The sequence below is a fragment of the Arthrobacter nitrophenolicus genome, assembly GCF_045833485.1.
Classification (GTDB): domain Bacteria; phylum Actinomycetota; class Actinomycetes; order Actinomycetales; family Micrococcaceae; genus Arthrobacter; species Arthrobacter nitrophenolicus.
Map to the genome: position 1 here is coordinate 3,308,708 of NZ_CP174504.1, position 13,272 is coordinate 3,321,979.

Genomic DNA, 13,272 nt, shown 5'->3' on the forward strand with positions numbered 1-13,272 from the left:
AAATGACCACAACGGTTCGCTTCAGGGCGGACCGGACCAATGAGGGAGCAAGGCGATACAGATGGTAAAGCAGCCCGTATCCGTAAACGGCGTTGTCCGCTGGAAGGATGTGGGCCTCGCCGATCAGGCTAAGAGCGAACAGAAGGAGCGCAAGATGGTTGTACTTCGTCACGAAATCGGTGATGTCCTGCGCGATGTCCGCCAGCGTCAGGGGCGTACGCTCCGTGAAGTTTCGCACAGCGCCCGTGTCTCCCTTGGGTACCTCAGCGAAGTGGAGCGCGGCCAGAAGGAAGCGTCGTCGGAACTGTTGTCCTCGATCTGCTCGGCACTGGATGTTCCGTTGTCCAGCATGCTCCGGGAGGTCAGCGACCGCGTTGCAGTAGCCGAGGGCGTCACCGTTCCGGACACCGTTCCGCAGGAATTCTCGCAGCGTTACGGCCGCGACCTTGAGCGCGACCTCGACACTGAACTCAACGGCGAACTTTCCGACGGCCTGCTCTCCGGCGCCCGCTAAGGGCAGCCCCCACCCGTTGGCGGGTCCTGGAACGTTGCGAAGCCCCCGGCCACCGGCCGGGGGCTTCCGTCGTTCAACCCGGATTACTCACAGCGGTCAGTCTTCCCGGCCTGCTGCCGCCGCGCCGGGAGAGTCCTTGGGGAATCCGTCCCGCTCGTACGATGCGTTCAGCTTGGCCATGTACCGGGCCAGTTCCTCCAGGTCCCGGACCGGCCACTCGCCGAGCCGCTCGCGGAAGACCTGCCGCCGGGCATCCTGCACCTGGTGCATCTTTTCCTCGCCCTTCGGCGTCAGCCGGATTGACTGGGCGCGCCCGTCAAGCGGATCGGCCTCCTTGCACACCAGGCCGATGCTCTCCAGGAACGCGATCTGCCGGCTCACCGACGGCTTTCCCACTCCGATACTCATGGCCAGGTCAGTCAGGCGGATAGGCCCCTCCCGGCGGATCACGGCCAGCAGGCCGTAGGCGGCCGGCTCCATGTCCGGGTGCACCTGCCGGGACAACTGGTTGGTGATGGCCCGGCCCCGCCGCCAAAAGAGCGTGAGCTGGTGTTCAACCTTCTTCAGCGCGGCATCTGTGGTGGCGTCGGCGCCGTGGTCCGGCAGGGCGTCGGGGGAGTTGCTCATGGCAACAATTCTAGGGTCCGCAGGCGTGAGAGAATTTTCTGATGCGACTCAGTGACTACTGGCGGCTCATGGACGACGAGTTCGGCGTGGGATACTCCCGCGTGCTGAGCAGCACCCTGGTCCTGGCGGGCGTCGGCGGCAGGACCGCGGACCAGGCACTCGCCGCCGGCATCGAACCGCGCAAGGTATGGCTGGCCGTCTGCGACGTCCAGGACGTTCCCGCCGAACGACGGTTGGGCCGCGACATCAAGCCGCTGCGGGACTGACTGTCCCGGCCCCGGTAACTGCCGGTATTTTCCCCTGACACGCCGCCCAGCTGTTCGAATACCTGTTCGGATAAAGCTATGCTTTTTCGTAACGGGTTATCCACATAGCCGCCATTACCCGGCCGGAATGTCAGTGGGTCCCCTTAGCGTCAGAGATGACCAATAAACGGCCGCGAAGGCCACCATCGAGAAAGCATTAGAGGTGTCAACCATGGCGGCAGCCCCGGATCGTGCAAAAGCGCTGGAAGCAGCGCTTGCCCAGATTGACAAGCAGTTCGGCAAGGGCTCGGTCATGCGCCTGGGCGATGAAGTCCGTGCGCCCATTGAAGTGATCCCCACCGGCTCCATCGCCCTGGACGTAGCACTGGGAATCGGTGGCCTGCCGCGCGGCCGCGTGATCGAGATTTACGGGCCGGAATCCTCGGGTAAGACCACCGTGGCGCTGCACGCCGTGGCCAACGCCCAGCGCGCCGGCGGCATCGCAGCCTTCATCGACGCCGAGCACGCACTCGACCCCGACTACGCCGCCAAGCTCGGCGTGGACACCGATGCCCTCCTGGTCTCCCAGCCGGACACCGGTGAGCAGGCCCTGGAGATCATGGACATGCTGGTCGGATCCGGCTCGCTGGACGTCATCGTCATCGACTCCGTGGCCGCCCTGGTGCCGCGCGCTGAAATTGAAGGCGACATGGGCGACAGCCACGTCGGCCTGCAGGCCCGGCTCATGAGCCAGGCCCTGCGTAAGATCACCGGCCGGTTGAGCCAGACCAAGACCACCGCAATCTTCATCAACCAGCTGCGCGAAAAGATTGGTGTCTTCTTCGGTTCGCCGGAAACCACCACCGGTGGTAAGGCCCTGAAGTTCTATGCGTCCGTCCGCATCGACGTCCGCCGGATCCAGACCCTCAAGGAAGGCGCCGATTCGGTGGGCAACCGGACCAAGGCCAAGATCGTCAAGAACAAGATGGCCCCGCCCTTCAAGGTTGCCGAGTTCGACATCATCTACGGCCAGGGCATCTCCCGCGAGGGCGGCATCATCGACATGGGCGTGGAGCACGGCATCATCAAGAAGTCCGGCTCCTGGTTCACCTACGACGGCGACCAGCTCGGCCAGGGTATGGAGAACTCCCGCCGGTTCCTCCGGGACAACCCGGAGCTGGCAGCCGAGCTCGAGCGGCTCATCAAGGAAAAGCTCGGCGTTGGCGTGAAGCCGGCGGAGGAGGAGTCCAAGGACTCCCCGAAGCTGAAGGCAGTCGACGGGTTCTAGCAGTTGGCTGGATCTGACCAGGAGCGGCCCCGCAGCAGCGGTGGCCGCACACGGCGGGCCCGCCAGGCACCCCCTTCAGCAGGGGAGCAGGGCGGGCCCGGCGACCCGAACGCCCCGAATTTTGGCGATCCCGAACCCGATCCCGTGTCCGTCGCACAGGCCATCGTCTACCGCCAGCTGACGGCCTCGGCCAAGAGCAGGCTCCAACTGGCGCGGAAACTGGCCGAACGGAACATCCCCGAAGACGTCGCAGAGGCAGTCCTGGACCGGTTCCAGGAAGTCCGGCTGATCGACGACGCCGAATTCGCCGACATGTGGGTCCGCAGCCGGTCCCAGTCCCGGAAGCTGGCCAAAGGCGCACTCCGCCGCGAGCTCGCCGAGAAGGGCATCGACCAGGACACGGCCACCGCCGCCCTGGAGCAGCTGTCGGACGCTGACGAGGAGGCCGCCGCACGCTCCCTGGTGGAGCGGAAGATCCGGCCGGGAACGGACCTTGCGGACCGCGCGGAACGCGACAAGGCGGTCCGGCGCCTGGCGTCCATGCTTGCCCGCAAGGGCTACCAGCCCTCCCAGGCATTCCGGATCGTCAACGAGGTCCTCGAAGCCCGCGGAGCCCCGGACCCCGACTAGGCCCACAAATCCCTACTTGTAACAGCCGGTACCCTTAACAGGTGAGTTTGACCATTCCTTCCTCCTTTTCCGGTGCCCAGCCCTCCGAAGAGGCCGGGTCCCTGCCGCACGAGGCCGCGCCCAGGCCACGCACCTACCAGGTGCGCACTTTTGGCTGCCAGATGAACGTGCACGACTCCGAACGCATGGCCGGCATGCTCGAGGATGCGGGCTACGTTGCTGCTGACGGCGAGCAGGCGGACGTGGTGGTTTTCAATACCTGTGCGGTCCGGGAGAATGCCGACAACAAGCTCTACGGCAACCTCGGGATCCTCGCGCCGGTCAAGGCGGCGAATCCCGGCATGCAGATCGCCGTGGGGGGATGCCTGGCCCAGAAGGACCGGGAAACCATCCTGAAGAAGGCGCCCTGGGTGGACGCCGTCTTCGGCACCCACAACGTCGGCGCCCTGCCCGCGCTGCTGGACCGCGCCCGGCACAACAACGAGGCGCAGCTGGAGATCCTGGAATCCCTGGACGTCTTCCCGTCCACCCTGCCCACCAAGCGCGACTCGGTCTACTCCGGGTGGGTCTCCATCTCCGTGGGCTGCAACAACACGTGCACCTTCTGCATCGTCCCGGCCCTACGCGGCAAGGAAAAAGACCGGCGCCCGGGGGACATCCTCGCGGAGATCCAGGCCCTTGTGGACGACGGTGCCATCGAGGTGACACTGCTGGGCCAGAACGTCAATTCCTACGGCGTGGAGTTCGGCGACCGGCAGGCATTCTCCAAGCTCCTGCGCGCCTGCGGCGACATCGAGGGCCTGGAACGCGTCCGCTTCACCAGCCCGCACCCCGCAGCCTTCACCGACGACGTGATCGACGCGATGGCGGAAACACCGAACGTCATGCCGCAGCTGCACATGCCGCTGCAGTCCGGCTCGGACAGCATCCTCCGGGCCATGAAGCGCTCGTACCGGTCCACGAAGTTCCTGGGCATCCTGGACAAGGTCCGGGAGAAGATCCCGCATGCGGCCATCTCGACCGACATCATCGTCGGATTCCCCGGAGAGACTGAGGAGGACTTCCAGGCCACCCTGGACGTCGTAGAGCAATCAAGGTTCGCCACGGCCTTCACCTTCCAGTACTCCAAACGCCCGGGGACACCGGCCGCCGACCTGCCCGACCAGCTGCCGAAGGCCGTTGTGCAGGAGCGGTTCGAACGGCTCACCGCACTTCAGGACCGGATCGCCGCCGAGGAGAACCGCAAGCAGCTGGGCCGCCGGGTGGAAGTCATGGTCACCGCCCAGTCCGGCCGCAAGGCGGAGGAAACCCACCGGCTGTCCGGCCGGTCCCAGGACCAGCGCCTGGTGCATTTCTCAGTTCCGGAGGGTGCGCCCGCACCGCGCCCGGGAGACCTCGTCACGGTCACCATCACCGAGGCCGCCGCCTTCCACCTGGTGGCCGACCCCACACCGGGGGATTACAGCCTGCGGCGCTCACGGGCGGGTGACGCCTGGGACAGGTCGCAGGCAGACTCCTGCGGCGCCCCGGCACCCGGTGCAGGCGCCGGCCGCAAGGGCGTTTCCCTGGGCATGCCCTCACTGCCCCTGCGCACTCCCTGACAGGTGGGCACCCCGCCAGTCATCGCCGTCGTCGGTCCCACCGGTTCCGGCAAGTCTGACCTCGCCGTCAACCTTGCCCTGGAGCTGGACGGCGAGGTCATCAACGCTGACGCCATGCAGTTCTACCGCGGCATGGACATCGGAACGGCAAAAATCACCATGCCGGAGCGCCGGGGAGTACCGCACCATCTCCTGGACATCCTGGACGTCACGCAGGAAGCCAGCGTCTCCGACTTCCAGCAGCAGGCCCGGCAGCTCATCGACGAAATCCACGCCCGCGGGAAACGGGCCATCCTTGCCGGCGGCTCGGGGCTCTACGTGCGCGCCGCGCTGGACGTCCTCGACTTCCCGGGCACCGACCCCCAGCTGAGGCAGCAGCTCGAAGCGGACCTTGCCGCCTCGGGCACCGCGGCCATGCTGGCCAGGCTGCAGGCCGTGGACCCCGCCTCGGCAGCCCGGCTCTCCGATGACCGGCGCATCATCCGGGCACTGGAAGTCCACCAGCTCACCGGCCGCCCCTTCAGTTCCTTCATGCCCCGGCGCGAGTACGTACAGCCCGCCGTGCAGGTAGGCCTCGCCGTGGACCGGGACGTCCTCCGGGAACGGCTGGCCCAACGGGTGCACGCCATGGTGGACAAGGGGCTGCTGGCCGAAGTCGCGCGCCTTGATGGGCAGGGCCTGCGCCGCGGCAAGACAGCGTCCCGCGCCCTCGGCTACTCCCAGTTCCTGCAGGTTCTCGACGGTGAATCCACTGTTGCGGAGGCGGCGGAAAGCACCATCGTGGCCACCCGCCAGTTCGCCCGCCGCCAGCTCACCTGGTTCCGGGCGGACCCCCGGATCAGCTGGCTGGACTGGCAGGATCCGCAACTGGTGGACCGCGCCGTGGACCTCTGCCGATGACGGGTTCCGGCCCGTGCGTCAGTACGGAGCAGCCGGTTTCGGGCCTGCCGCACCCGGCCGGTAACCTTGGACGCATGGACGCAACCCTCGCAGAGACCACCGGCCCCGCCTTCCGCACGCTGGGCGGGCTGCGCTTTTCGAAGGGGCACGGCACGGGCAACGATTTTGTCCTGGTGGCCGATCCCGGGGGTGAGCACACCATCACCGCAGAGCAGGTGGCAGGCCTTTGCGACCGGCACCGCGGCATCGGGGGAGACGGCCTGATCCGTGCGGTTCCTTCCCGCCTGCTCCCCGAAGGCCGCGACCTGCTGGCCACGGTCCCCGAGGCTGAATGGTTCATGGACTACCGGAACGCGGATGGCTCCCTGTCCGAGATGTGCGGCAACGGTGTCCGCGTCTTCGTGCATTTCCTCCGGGCCGAAGGCCTGATCGATCTTCCCGACGGCGGTGCGCTGATCATCGGTACCCGCGGCGGGGCCAAGACCGTGGTCCGGACGGGCGATGAGTATGCGGTGGACATGGGTCCCTGGGAATTCATCTTCCCCGGCGAAGCCACGGCCAAAGCCATGGATTCGCTGGTCACCGCGGACGGTCTGGAGGTCCCGCGGCCCGCGCTGTCCGTCAGCATGGGCAACCCGCACACCGTCGTGGCCCTCGCTGAACTCTCCGAACTGGCCGGGACCCGGCTCTTCACGGCACCCACGGTGGAACCCGTTCCCGCCAACGGCACCAACGTGGAGTTCGTCGTCCCGGCTGAACCGCTCGTCCACGACGGCGTGGGTTCAGTCACCATGCGCGTCCACGAGCGGGGCGTCGGCGAGACCCAGTCCTGCGGGACGGGAGCCTGCGCGGCCGCCGTCGCCATCCGCCACTGGGCCGGTGCAGAAGCTCCGGACAGCTGGCGGGTCCACGTTCCCGGCGGAGTGGTGGGCGTGAAATTCTTCGCCGGACCGGCCGGCCACGAGCACGTGGAACTGAGCGGTCCGGCCGTCATCGTGGCTACCGGGACGCTTTCCTGACCTTCAGGATGCGGAAGGACTTGGACGTGGACTCGCGGGTCACGCTGAAGGAGTCGTCCAGCTCCCCGGCCAGCCAGCGCTGCAGGGAATCCGAGCCCAGGTTCTTCTGAACCACCAGCCACGCCGCTCCGCCGGGCGCGAGCCGGGGCAGCCACAGTTTCAGCAGCGAGTGAAGCTCGTCCTTGCCGATCCTGATGGGCGGATTCGACCAGATCGTGTCGAACCTCAGGCCCGGGTCCACCGCCTCGGGTGTGCTGGCCGCAACGTTGGCCAGCCCCAGGGCGGCAGCATTTTCATTGGTCAGCGTGATGCAGCGCTCGTTCACGTCCACGGCGTACACCTGGGCGTGCGGGGCGCGCAGCGCCATGGTGAGCGCGATGGGTCCCCAGCCGCAGCCGATGTCCAGCAGATTGCCGGTGGGCGCGGGCGCCGGAACCTCAGCCAGGAGGACCGCCGTCCCCTTGTCGATGCCGTCAGGGCTGAAGATGCCGCTGGAAGTCTGCAGCCTGCGTGTTTCGCCGGCAAGTTCTACTGTGAGGGGCTTTCTGGTGAAGGGGCCGGCGGGGGATGCGCTGAAATAGTGTGCTGACTCCATAACTGGCCAGAGTAGTTCCCCTTGCAGCGTAAAGGGAAACTGCGGACCCGCGGCCTCTGCTAGGGTGGAGGGCATGTTCCTGATCTTCGAGTAGCCGGCACGGGCAACGCCCGTCCCGCAGCCGTCTTCCAGTGGCGGCCAGTCCCACGGCGACGCAGGTATCCAACACCTTCCGCCTGTGCACCGGACCAGACCCATCCTGTCTGTTCCGGCAGCCGGACAATACTCGAAAGTCAGCATCCCGCTGGTCTTTTCGCCGATTCTCCGGCACGTTCCCGTTCCGCCGCTTCCCGTGACGCGGCATTTGCGCCCGCGCCCGCCTTCGGGCCCGCCCGCGCCCAACATCCCAGGAGAACTGCATGACCGCAGGCCGTCAGCCCAGCGCGAATACTTCCCCACAGACCAGCAATCGGCACTATTCTGGAACTGCCGAAACTTCAAAGGAGACCATGACCAGCCAGCCCAACACCGGATCCGAACCAGCCGCCCAGGACATGAGCCCTGCGGAAATCCAGGCTGTGATCGACCGGATTCTCTCCAAGGACGTACCGGCCAGGAATCTCAGCACGCCCCGCGGAGAAGAACGCGGCAACGGCAAGCCCGTGCTCGGCACGGCCCAGGCTATCTCCCGCCTTGACGAAGAGCACACCACGTACGACGGCGACCAGCAGGACCTCGAGGAACGCCGCGCCCTGCGGCGCACCGCGGGCCTTTCCACCGAACTGGAAGACGTCACCGAGGTCGAGTACCGCCAGCTGCGCCTGGAGCGCGTGGTCCTGGCCGGGCTGTGGTCCGAGGGAACCCTTGCCGACGCCGAAAACTCGCTCCGCGAGCTCGCGGCACTTGCCGAAACCGCCGGATCAGAGGTGCTCGACGGTCTGGTGCAGCGCCGGGACAAGCCGGACCCCGGCACCTTCCTGGGCTCCGGAAAGGCCCAGGAACTCAAGGACATCGTGATGTCCACCGGCGCGGATACCGTGATTGTCGACGCCGAACTTGCCCCGTCCCAGCGGCGCGGGCTTGAAGACATCGTCAAGGTCAAGGTCATCGACCGCACTGCCCTGATCCTGGACATCTTCGCCCAGCACGCCAAGAGCCGGGAAGGCAAGGCGCAGGTTGAGCTCGCGCAGCTCGAATACCTTCTTCCCCGCCTCCGCGGCTGGGGCGAGTCGATGTCCCGCCAGGCCGGTGGCCAGGTGGGCGGCGCGGCCGCCGGCATGGGCTCCCGCGGACCCGGTGAGACGAAGATCGAACTGGACCGCCGGCGCATCCGTACCCGCATGGCCAAGCTGCGGCGCGAAATCGCCGCGATGAAGCCGGCCCGCGAAACCAAGCGCGCCAACCGCCGTCGTAATGCCGTTCCCTCCGTGGCTATCGCCGGGTACACCAACGCCGGGAAGTCCTCCCTGCTGAACCGCCTGACGGATGCGGGCGTGCTGGTCGAAAACGCCCTGTTCGCCACGCTGGATCCCACGGTGCGCAAGGCCGAAACGGCGGACGGGCTGGGGTACACCCTGGCCGATACGGTCGGTTTTGTCCGGTCCCTGCCCACCCAGCTGGTGGAGGCCTTCCGCTCCACGCTGGAGGAAGTGGCTGATGCCGACCTGATCCTGCACGTGGTGGACGCCTCGCACCCGGATCCCGAAGGCCAGATCGCTGCCGTCCGCAAGGTCTTCAGCGAGGTGGACGCGCGCAAGATCCCGGAGATCATCGTGCTGAACAAGGCCGATGCCGCGGACCCCTTCGTGGTGGAACGGCTCAAGCAGCGCGAGCCGCGGCACGTGGTGGTCTCGGCGCGTACCGGTCAGGGGATTGCAGAGCTGCTCAGGGTGATCAGCGAATCCATTCCGCGGCCCAGCGTCAAGATGGAACTGCTTATCCCGTACAACCGCGGCGACCTGATCAGCAAGCTGCACGACTCCGACGCCGAAATCATCAGCCTTGACCACGTCGAGGCAGGGACCCGGGCCGTCGTGATGGTGCGGGAAGGCCTCGCGGCCGAACTGGAACCCTTCGCCGCGAATGACTGACCTCGTGGCCGGCGAAGCCACGGACGCGGCCGGCGGGCAGTTCGTCATCGAGCTGCTCGACCGGGCCGTCGCCGCGATGGGCGGGCAGAGCCGCACCGGGCAGCACGAAATGGCCAGGCAGGTGGCGCGCGCCATCGAAACGGGCAACCACCTGCTGGTCCAGGCCGGAACCGGAACCGGCAAGTCCCTCGCCTACCTGGTGCCGCTGATCGCCCACGCCCTCGAAAGCAACAAGCCTGCCCTGGTTTCCACCGCCACGCTGGCGCTGCAGACGCAGATCGTGGGCAGGGACCTGCCCCGCCTCCTCAAGGCCATCACTCCTGCCCTGGACCGGCCGGTGAAGGTGGCGCTGGTCAAGGGCCGTTCCAACTACGTCTGCCGGCACAAGCTCGAAGGCGGATTCCCGTCTGAGGAGCCCGCCGAGGGGCAGCTGTTTTCGCTGGGGGAGGACACCAGCGTTCCCCACTTCGCCGCCACGGTCGGCGGGCCATCGTCGCAGCTTGGCAAGGAGGTGGTGCGGCTGCGTGAGTGGGCAGAGAAGACCGCCACCGGCGACCGCGACGAACTCCTTCCCGGTGTGACCGACCGCGCCTGGCGGCAGGTCTCGGTGACCTCGATGGAATGCCTGGGTTCACAGAAGTGCCCCATGGCCACCGAATGCTTCAGTGAGCTGGCACGCCAGGACGCGGCGGAGGCCGACGTCGTGGTCACCAACCATGCCATGCTGGCCGTCAGCGCCTTCGAAGGGCTGGCCGTCCTGCCCGAGTATGACGTTGTGGTGGTGGACGAGGCCCACGAGCTGCAGGACCGGGTTACGGGAGCCGTCACCGGCCAGCTCTCCGTGGCCATGGTACATGCCGCTGCCTCCAGCGCGCGCAAGCACACGGCCATCACCGTGGACGCCCTCAACGCCGCCGCCGCCAACCTCGAACTGGCCTTGGCGGGCGCGCCGAACGGGTTGCTGCCCAACGGCCTGAACGACGAACAGCTGGACTGCATCGACCAGTTGCGTGAGGCGTGCCGCGCGGCGCTGTCCGATTCCAAGGGCGACAGCAACACAACGCCCGACGGCGGGAGGCAGCTTGCGCGGTCCCGCCTGATGCTGATCCTGGAATTGTGCGAACGGCTGATCGCGGCCCGGGACAATCGGGAGGTGGTGTGGTTTTCCCGCGCCAGCTCCTTCGATCCCGGCCAGGGGTACTCGCAGCCTGACGAGTCCGCGCCCGTACTGGTCAACATTGCGCCGCTGTCCGTGGCAGGCCGGCTGCGGGAGGGCCTCTTTGCCGATCACACCGTGATCCTGACATCCGCCACCCTGGCCATCGGATCGGCCTTCGAGCCCGCCGCAGGCGGCCTTGGGCTGGTAGGTGAGGGCGCCCCCTCCTGGACCGGCGTGGACGTGGGCTCGCCCTTCGACTACCCGAAGCAGGGCATCCTGTACGTTGCCGGCCACCTGCCCAAGCCGGGCCGGGGCGCATCGCCCGAGTCGCTGGCCGAGCTGGAGGCGCTCATCCGGGCATCCGGCGGCGGGGCGCTCTGCCTGTTCTCCTCGCGGCGTGCCGCCGAGGAAGCGGCTGAGGCGCTGCGTCCCAAGCTCGGCGTGACAGTCCTTTGCCAGGGCGATTCCACCATGACGGCCCTGGTCAAGCAGTTTGCCGACGAACCGGACACCTGCCTGTTCGGCACCATGTCCCTGTGGCAGGGAGTAGACGTCCCGGGCGGATCGTGCCGGCTGGTGGTCATCGACCGCATCCCGTTCCCGCGGCCTGATGATCCCCTGATGACGGCGCGGTCCCGGGCGGTGGCGCAGGCAGGCGGCAACGGGTTCATGTCGGTGTCCGCCACCCATGCCGCCATCCGGTTGGCCCAGGGGGCAGGCCGGCTGATCCGGTCCACCGGCGACAGGGGAGTGGTGGCCGTGCTGGATTCGCGCCTGGCAACCGAACGCTACGCCGGGTTCCTGCGGGCGGCACTGCCCCCGTTCTGGGCCACGACGGACCGGAAGACAGCGATATCAGCCCTTGAACGACTGGCCTCGGAGGCCCACTGAAAGACGGCACCCTCCCGTGACCCGGGAAGGTGCCGTCTTTTTCGAACCCTGGAGTTGTTGGTTCCGCTCTCCCTAGAGGGAGCGCAGGACCGAGACCACTTTGCCCATGATGGTGGCATGGTCGCCCAGAATCGGTTCGTACTGGGTGTTCTGCGGGAGCAGCCAGGTGTGGCCGTCACGCTGGCGGAACGTCTTCACCGTGGCCTCGTCGTCCAGGAGGGCTGCGACAATATCGCCATTGGCGGCATCCGCCTGGCGCCGCACCACCACCCAGTCACCGTCGCAGATGGCGGCGTCCACCATGGAATCGCCCGCCACCCGCAGCATGAACAGCTCACCCTGTCCCACCAGTTGGCGGGGGAGCGGCATGACATCCTCCACCAGCTGGTCGGCCAGGATGGGCCCGCCGGCGGCAATCCGGCCCACCAGGGGAACCATGGCGGTGTCCACGGCGGTGGGAAGCTCCGTCACTCTGGCACCCGCGTCCGGGGGCAGTGAAGCCGAAGGACCGGCAGCCTTTGCCGGTCCGCCATCAAGCGTGAGGGGCGTGAGCACCTCCATGGCCCGGGGCCGCTTCGGATCCCGGCGGAGATAGCCCAGCTTCTCCAGCTGGGAGAGCTGGTGGGTGACGCTGGACAGGCTGGCCAGGCCCACGGTGTCGCCAATTTCGCGCATCGAGGGCGGGTAGCCGTTCTCGTTGACCGAGCGCTGGATGGTTTCCAGGATTTTCTTCTGCCGCGGCGTGAGCCCCTTTGCGGCCCTTTTCGGCTGCGAGGCTGCCCTGCCCCCGGTGGCTGCTGCTGCCATATTCGCCAATGCCTTTCGGTTGCCACCGGGCTTTCCAACGCTCCGGACTGGGTGACTTGCCCTTTTGTCAGACCCTGCTGATCAACTTCAAGGGTGGTTGTTTCCTGTTTCAAAGCTAGGCCAGCCACATGGCTTTTTCAAACATTTGTTCTAGCGAGTCTCGACATTATTCGTTAATAGGTGCTAAAACTGGAGAGGCAAAGTTCGAATATGTGTTCTAGTCAAGTTGCCAGTGTTCGAAAGCCGTTCGAATGCGGAAGCCGGAATGTCAGTGGTGCCGGGCAGGCTGTACCCGCATGGCAACGCAGTACAGGCAGTACAGGCAGTACCGGCACCACGGCACAGGCACTACAGGCAACACAGCACAGGCAGCACAGGCAGTACAGGCAACACAGCACGGTTGTTCCCAGGCAGCACAGTATGGTCCAGGAGGGCTCAGACATGTCAGCTATATCCGCTTCGCAGGCCAACGCTCCGCGGGTCCCTGCCCGGCAGGCTTTGCAGCACGCCCGGCCTGGAACCCCGGACGGCCCGGCGCCCCTGCCTCCCCTTCGGCTGACCCGGCGGGGAAAGATCGTCCTGATCGGTATCCCGCTCGTGCTGCTGGCGGCCCTGCTGCTGTCCCTGGCAGGGTTCTTCAACTCGCCGGCCAAGGCCTCCGATACTGCTGAAGACCTCACGGTGACCCCCACGGTGACCGTGACAGTCCAGTCCGGACAGTCGTTGTGGTCCATCGCCGGAACTGTCGCCCCTGGCCGTGACGCCCGCGATGTGGTTGCTGACATCGTCCAGCTGAACAACCTCCCAGCAGGGGCGGTCCTGCCCGGCCAGCAGTTGTACGTCCCCACCAGCTGAGGCAGCGGCCGCGCCAGTGTGCGCCCAGGCGTGGGTTGCCGCTGGCCGCACGCCCAGCGCGAACACGGGCTGTCACATTTTCCGGTCGCCGGGACGGCCACTAAACTGTTC

At 66.9% G+C, this 13,272-nt stretch carries 13 protein-coding genes; 10 read left to right on the top strand and 3 right to left on the bottom strand.

The genetic code is table 11. The annotated features are described in order from the left end of the window. Positions 1-61: 61 nt before the first annotated feature. Positions 62-514 carry a helix-turn-helix domain-containing protein gene (locus ACJJV6_RS15295; RefSeq protein WP_035753213.1) on the top strand — a complete coding sequence of 151 codons (453 nt, stop codon included), beginning with the start codon at positions 62-64 and terminating at the stop codon, positions 512-514. A gap of 96 nt (positions 515-610) precedes the next feature. On the opposite strand, the gene ACJJV6_RS15300 is transcribed toward ACJJV6_RS15295, so the two are convergent. After that, entirely contained in the window at positions 611-1,141 is a 531-nt protein-coding gene (locus ACJJV6_RS15300) for a MarR family winged helix-turn-helix transcriptional regulator (RefSeq protein WP_407709353.1), read from the bottom strand. 41 nt (positions 1,142-1,182) lie between these two features. Here ACJJV6_RS15300 and ACJJV6_RS15305 point away from each other — a divergent pair, with 41 nt between their 5' ends. The 6 genes from ACJJV6_RS15305 (at position 1,183) to dapF (ending at position 6,824) form a co-directional block, all read left to right on the top strand. Next, a complete protein-coding gene (locus ACJJV6_RS15305; RefSeq protein WP_407709354.1) occupies positions 1,183-1,407 on the top strand; it encodes a DUF3046 domain-containing protein in 225 nt (74 codons plus the stop codon). Positions 1,408-1,618: 211 nt separating this feature from the next. Further along, positions 1,619-2,674: a recombinase RecA gene (gene recA, locus ACJJV6_RS15310; protein ID WP_133349882.1), complete on the top strand. Its 1,056-nt coding sequence runs from the start codon at positions 1,619-1,621 to the stop codon at positions 2,672-2,674. A 144-nt stretch (positions 2,675-2,818) separates the two neighbouring features. Beyond that, positions 2,819-3,304 (top strand): regulatory protein RecX, encoded by a 486-nt coding sequence (locus ACJJV6_RS15315; protein WP_009358652.1) that lies wholly within the window; start codon positions 2,819-2,821, stop codon positions 3,302-3,304. A gap of 41 nt (positions 3,305-3,345) precedes the next feature. Continuing rightward, positions 3,346-4,905: a tRNA (N6-isopentenyl adenosine(37)-C2)-methylthiotransferase MiaB gene (gene miaB, locus ACJJV6_RS15320; RefSeq protein ID WP_235046928.1), complete on the top strand. Its 1,560-nt coding sequence runs from the start codon at positions 3,346-3,348 to the stop codon at positions 4,903-4,905. A gap of 3 nt (positions 4,906-4,908) precedes the next feature. Next, positions 4,909-5,805 carry a tRNA (adenosine(37)-N6)-dimethylallyltransferase MiaA gene (gene miaA / locus ACJJV6_RS15325; RefSeq protein WP_407709355.1) on the top strand — a complete coding sequence of 299 codons (897 nt, stop codon included), beginning with the start codon at positions 4,909-4,911 and terminating at the stop codon, positions 5,803-5,805. A 74-nt stretch (positions 5,806-5,879) separates the two neighbouring features. After that, a complete protein-coding gene (dapF, locus tag ACJJV6_RS15330; RefSeq protein ID WP_009358649.1) occupies positions 5,880-6,824 on the top strand; it encodes a diaminopimelate epimerase in 945 nt (314 codons plus the stop codon). Here the strand turns inward: dapF and ACJJV6_RS15335 are convergent. Further along, the gene (locus tag ACJJV6_RS15335; RefSeq protein ID WP_407709356.1) at positions 6,805-7,419 is read right to left on the bottom strand and encodes a class I SAM-dependent methyltransferase; all 615 of its coding nucleotides are present in this window, start codon (positions 7,417-7,419) and stop codon (positions 6,805-6,807) included. The two genes, dapF and ACJJV6_RS15335, sit on opposite strands and share 20 nt — an antisense overlap. A gap of 449 nt (positions 7,420-7,868) precedes the next feature. Here ACJJV6_RS15335 and hflX point away from each other — a divergent pair, with 449 nt between their 5' ends. Then, entirely contained in the window at positions 7,869-9,449 is a 1,581-nt protein-coding gene (hflX, locus tag ACJJV6_RS15340) for a GTPase HflX (RefSeq protein WP_133349874.1), read from the top strand. Next, positions 9,442-11,499: an ATP-dependent DNA helicase gene (locus tag ACJJV6_RS15345; protein WP_407709357.1), complete on the top strand. Its 2,058-nt coding sequence runs from the start codon at positions 9,442-9,444 to the stop codon at positions 11,497-11,499. Before hflX ends, ACJJV6_RS15345 begins: the two co-directional genes overlap by 8 nt. A gap of 72 nt (positions 11,500-11,571) precedes the next feature. Here the strand turns inward: ACJJV6_RS15345 and lexA are convergent, their stop codons facing one another. Then, positions 11,572-12,306 carry a transcriptional repressor LexA gene (lexA, locus tag ACJJV6_RS15350; RefSeq protein WP_407709358.1) on the bottom strand — a complete coding sequence of 245 codons (735 nt, stop codon included), beginning with the start codon at positions 12,304-12,306 and terminating at the stop codon, positions 11,572-11,574. A gap of 441 nt (positions 12,307-12,747) precedes the next feature. Here lexA and ACJJV6_RS15355 point away from each other — a divergent pair, with 441 nt between their 5' ends. Then, positions 12,748-13,161: a LysM peptidoglycan-binding domain-containing protein gene (locus ACJJV6_RS15355; RefSeq protein WP_407709359.1), complete on the top strand. Its 414-nt coding sequence runs from the start codon at positions 12,748-12,750 to the stop codon at positions 13,159-13,161. Positions 13,162-13,272: the final 111 nt, after the last annotated feature.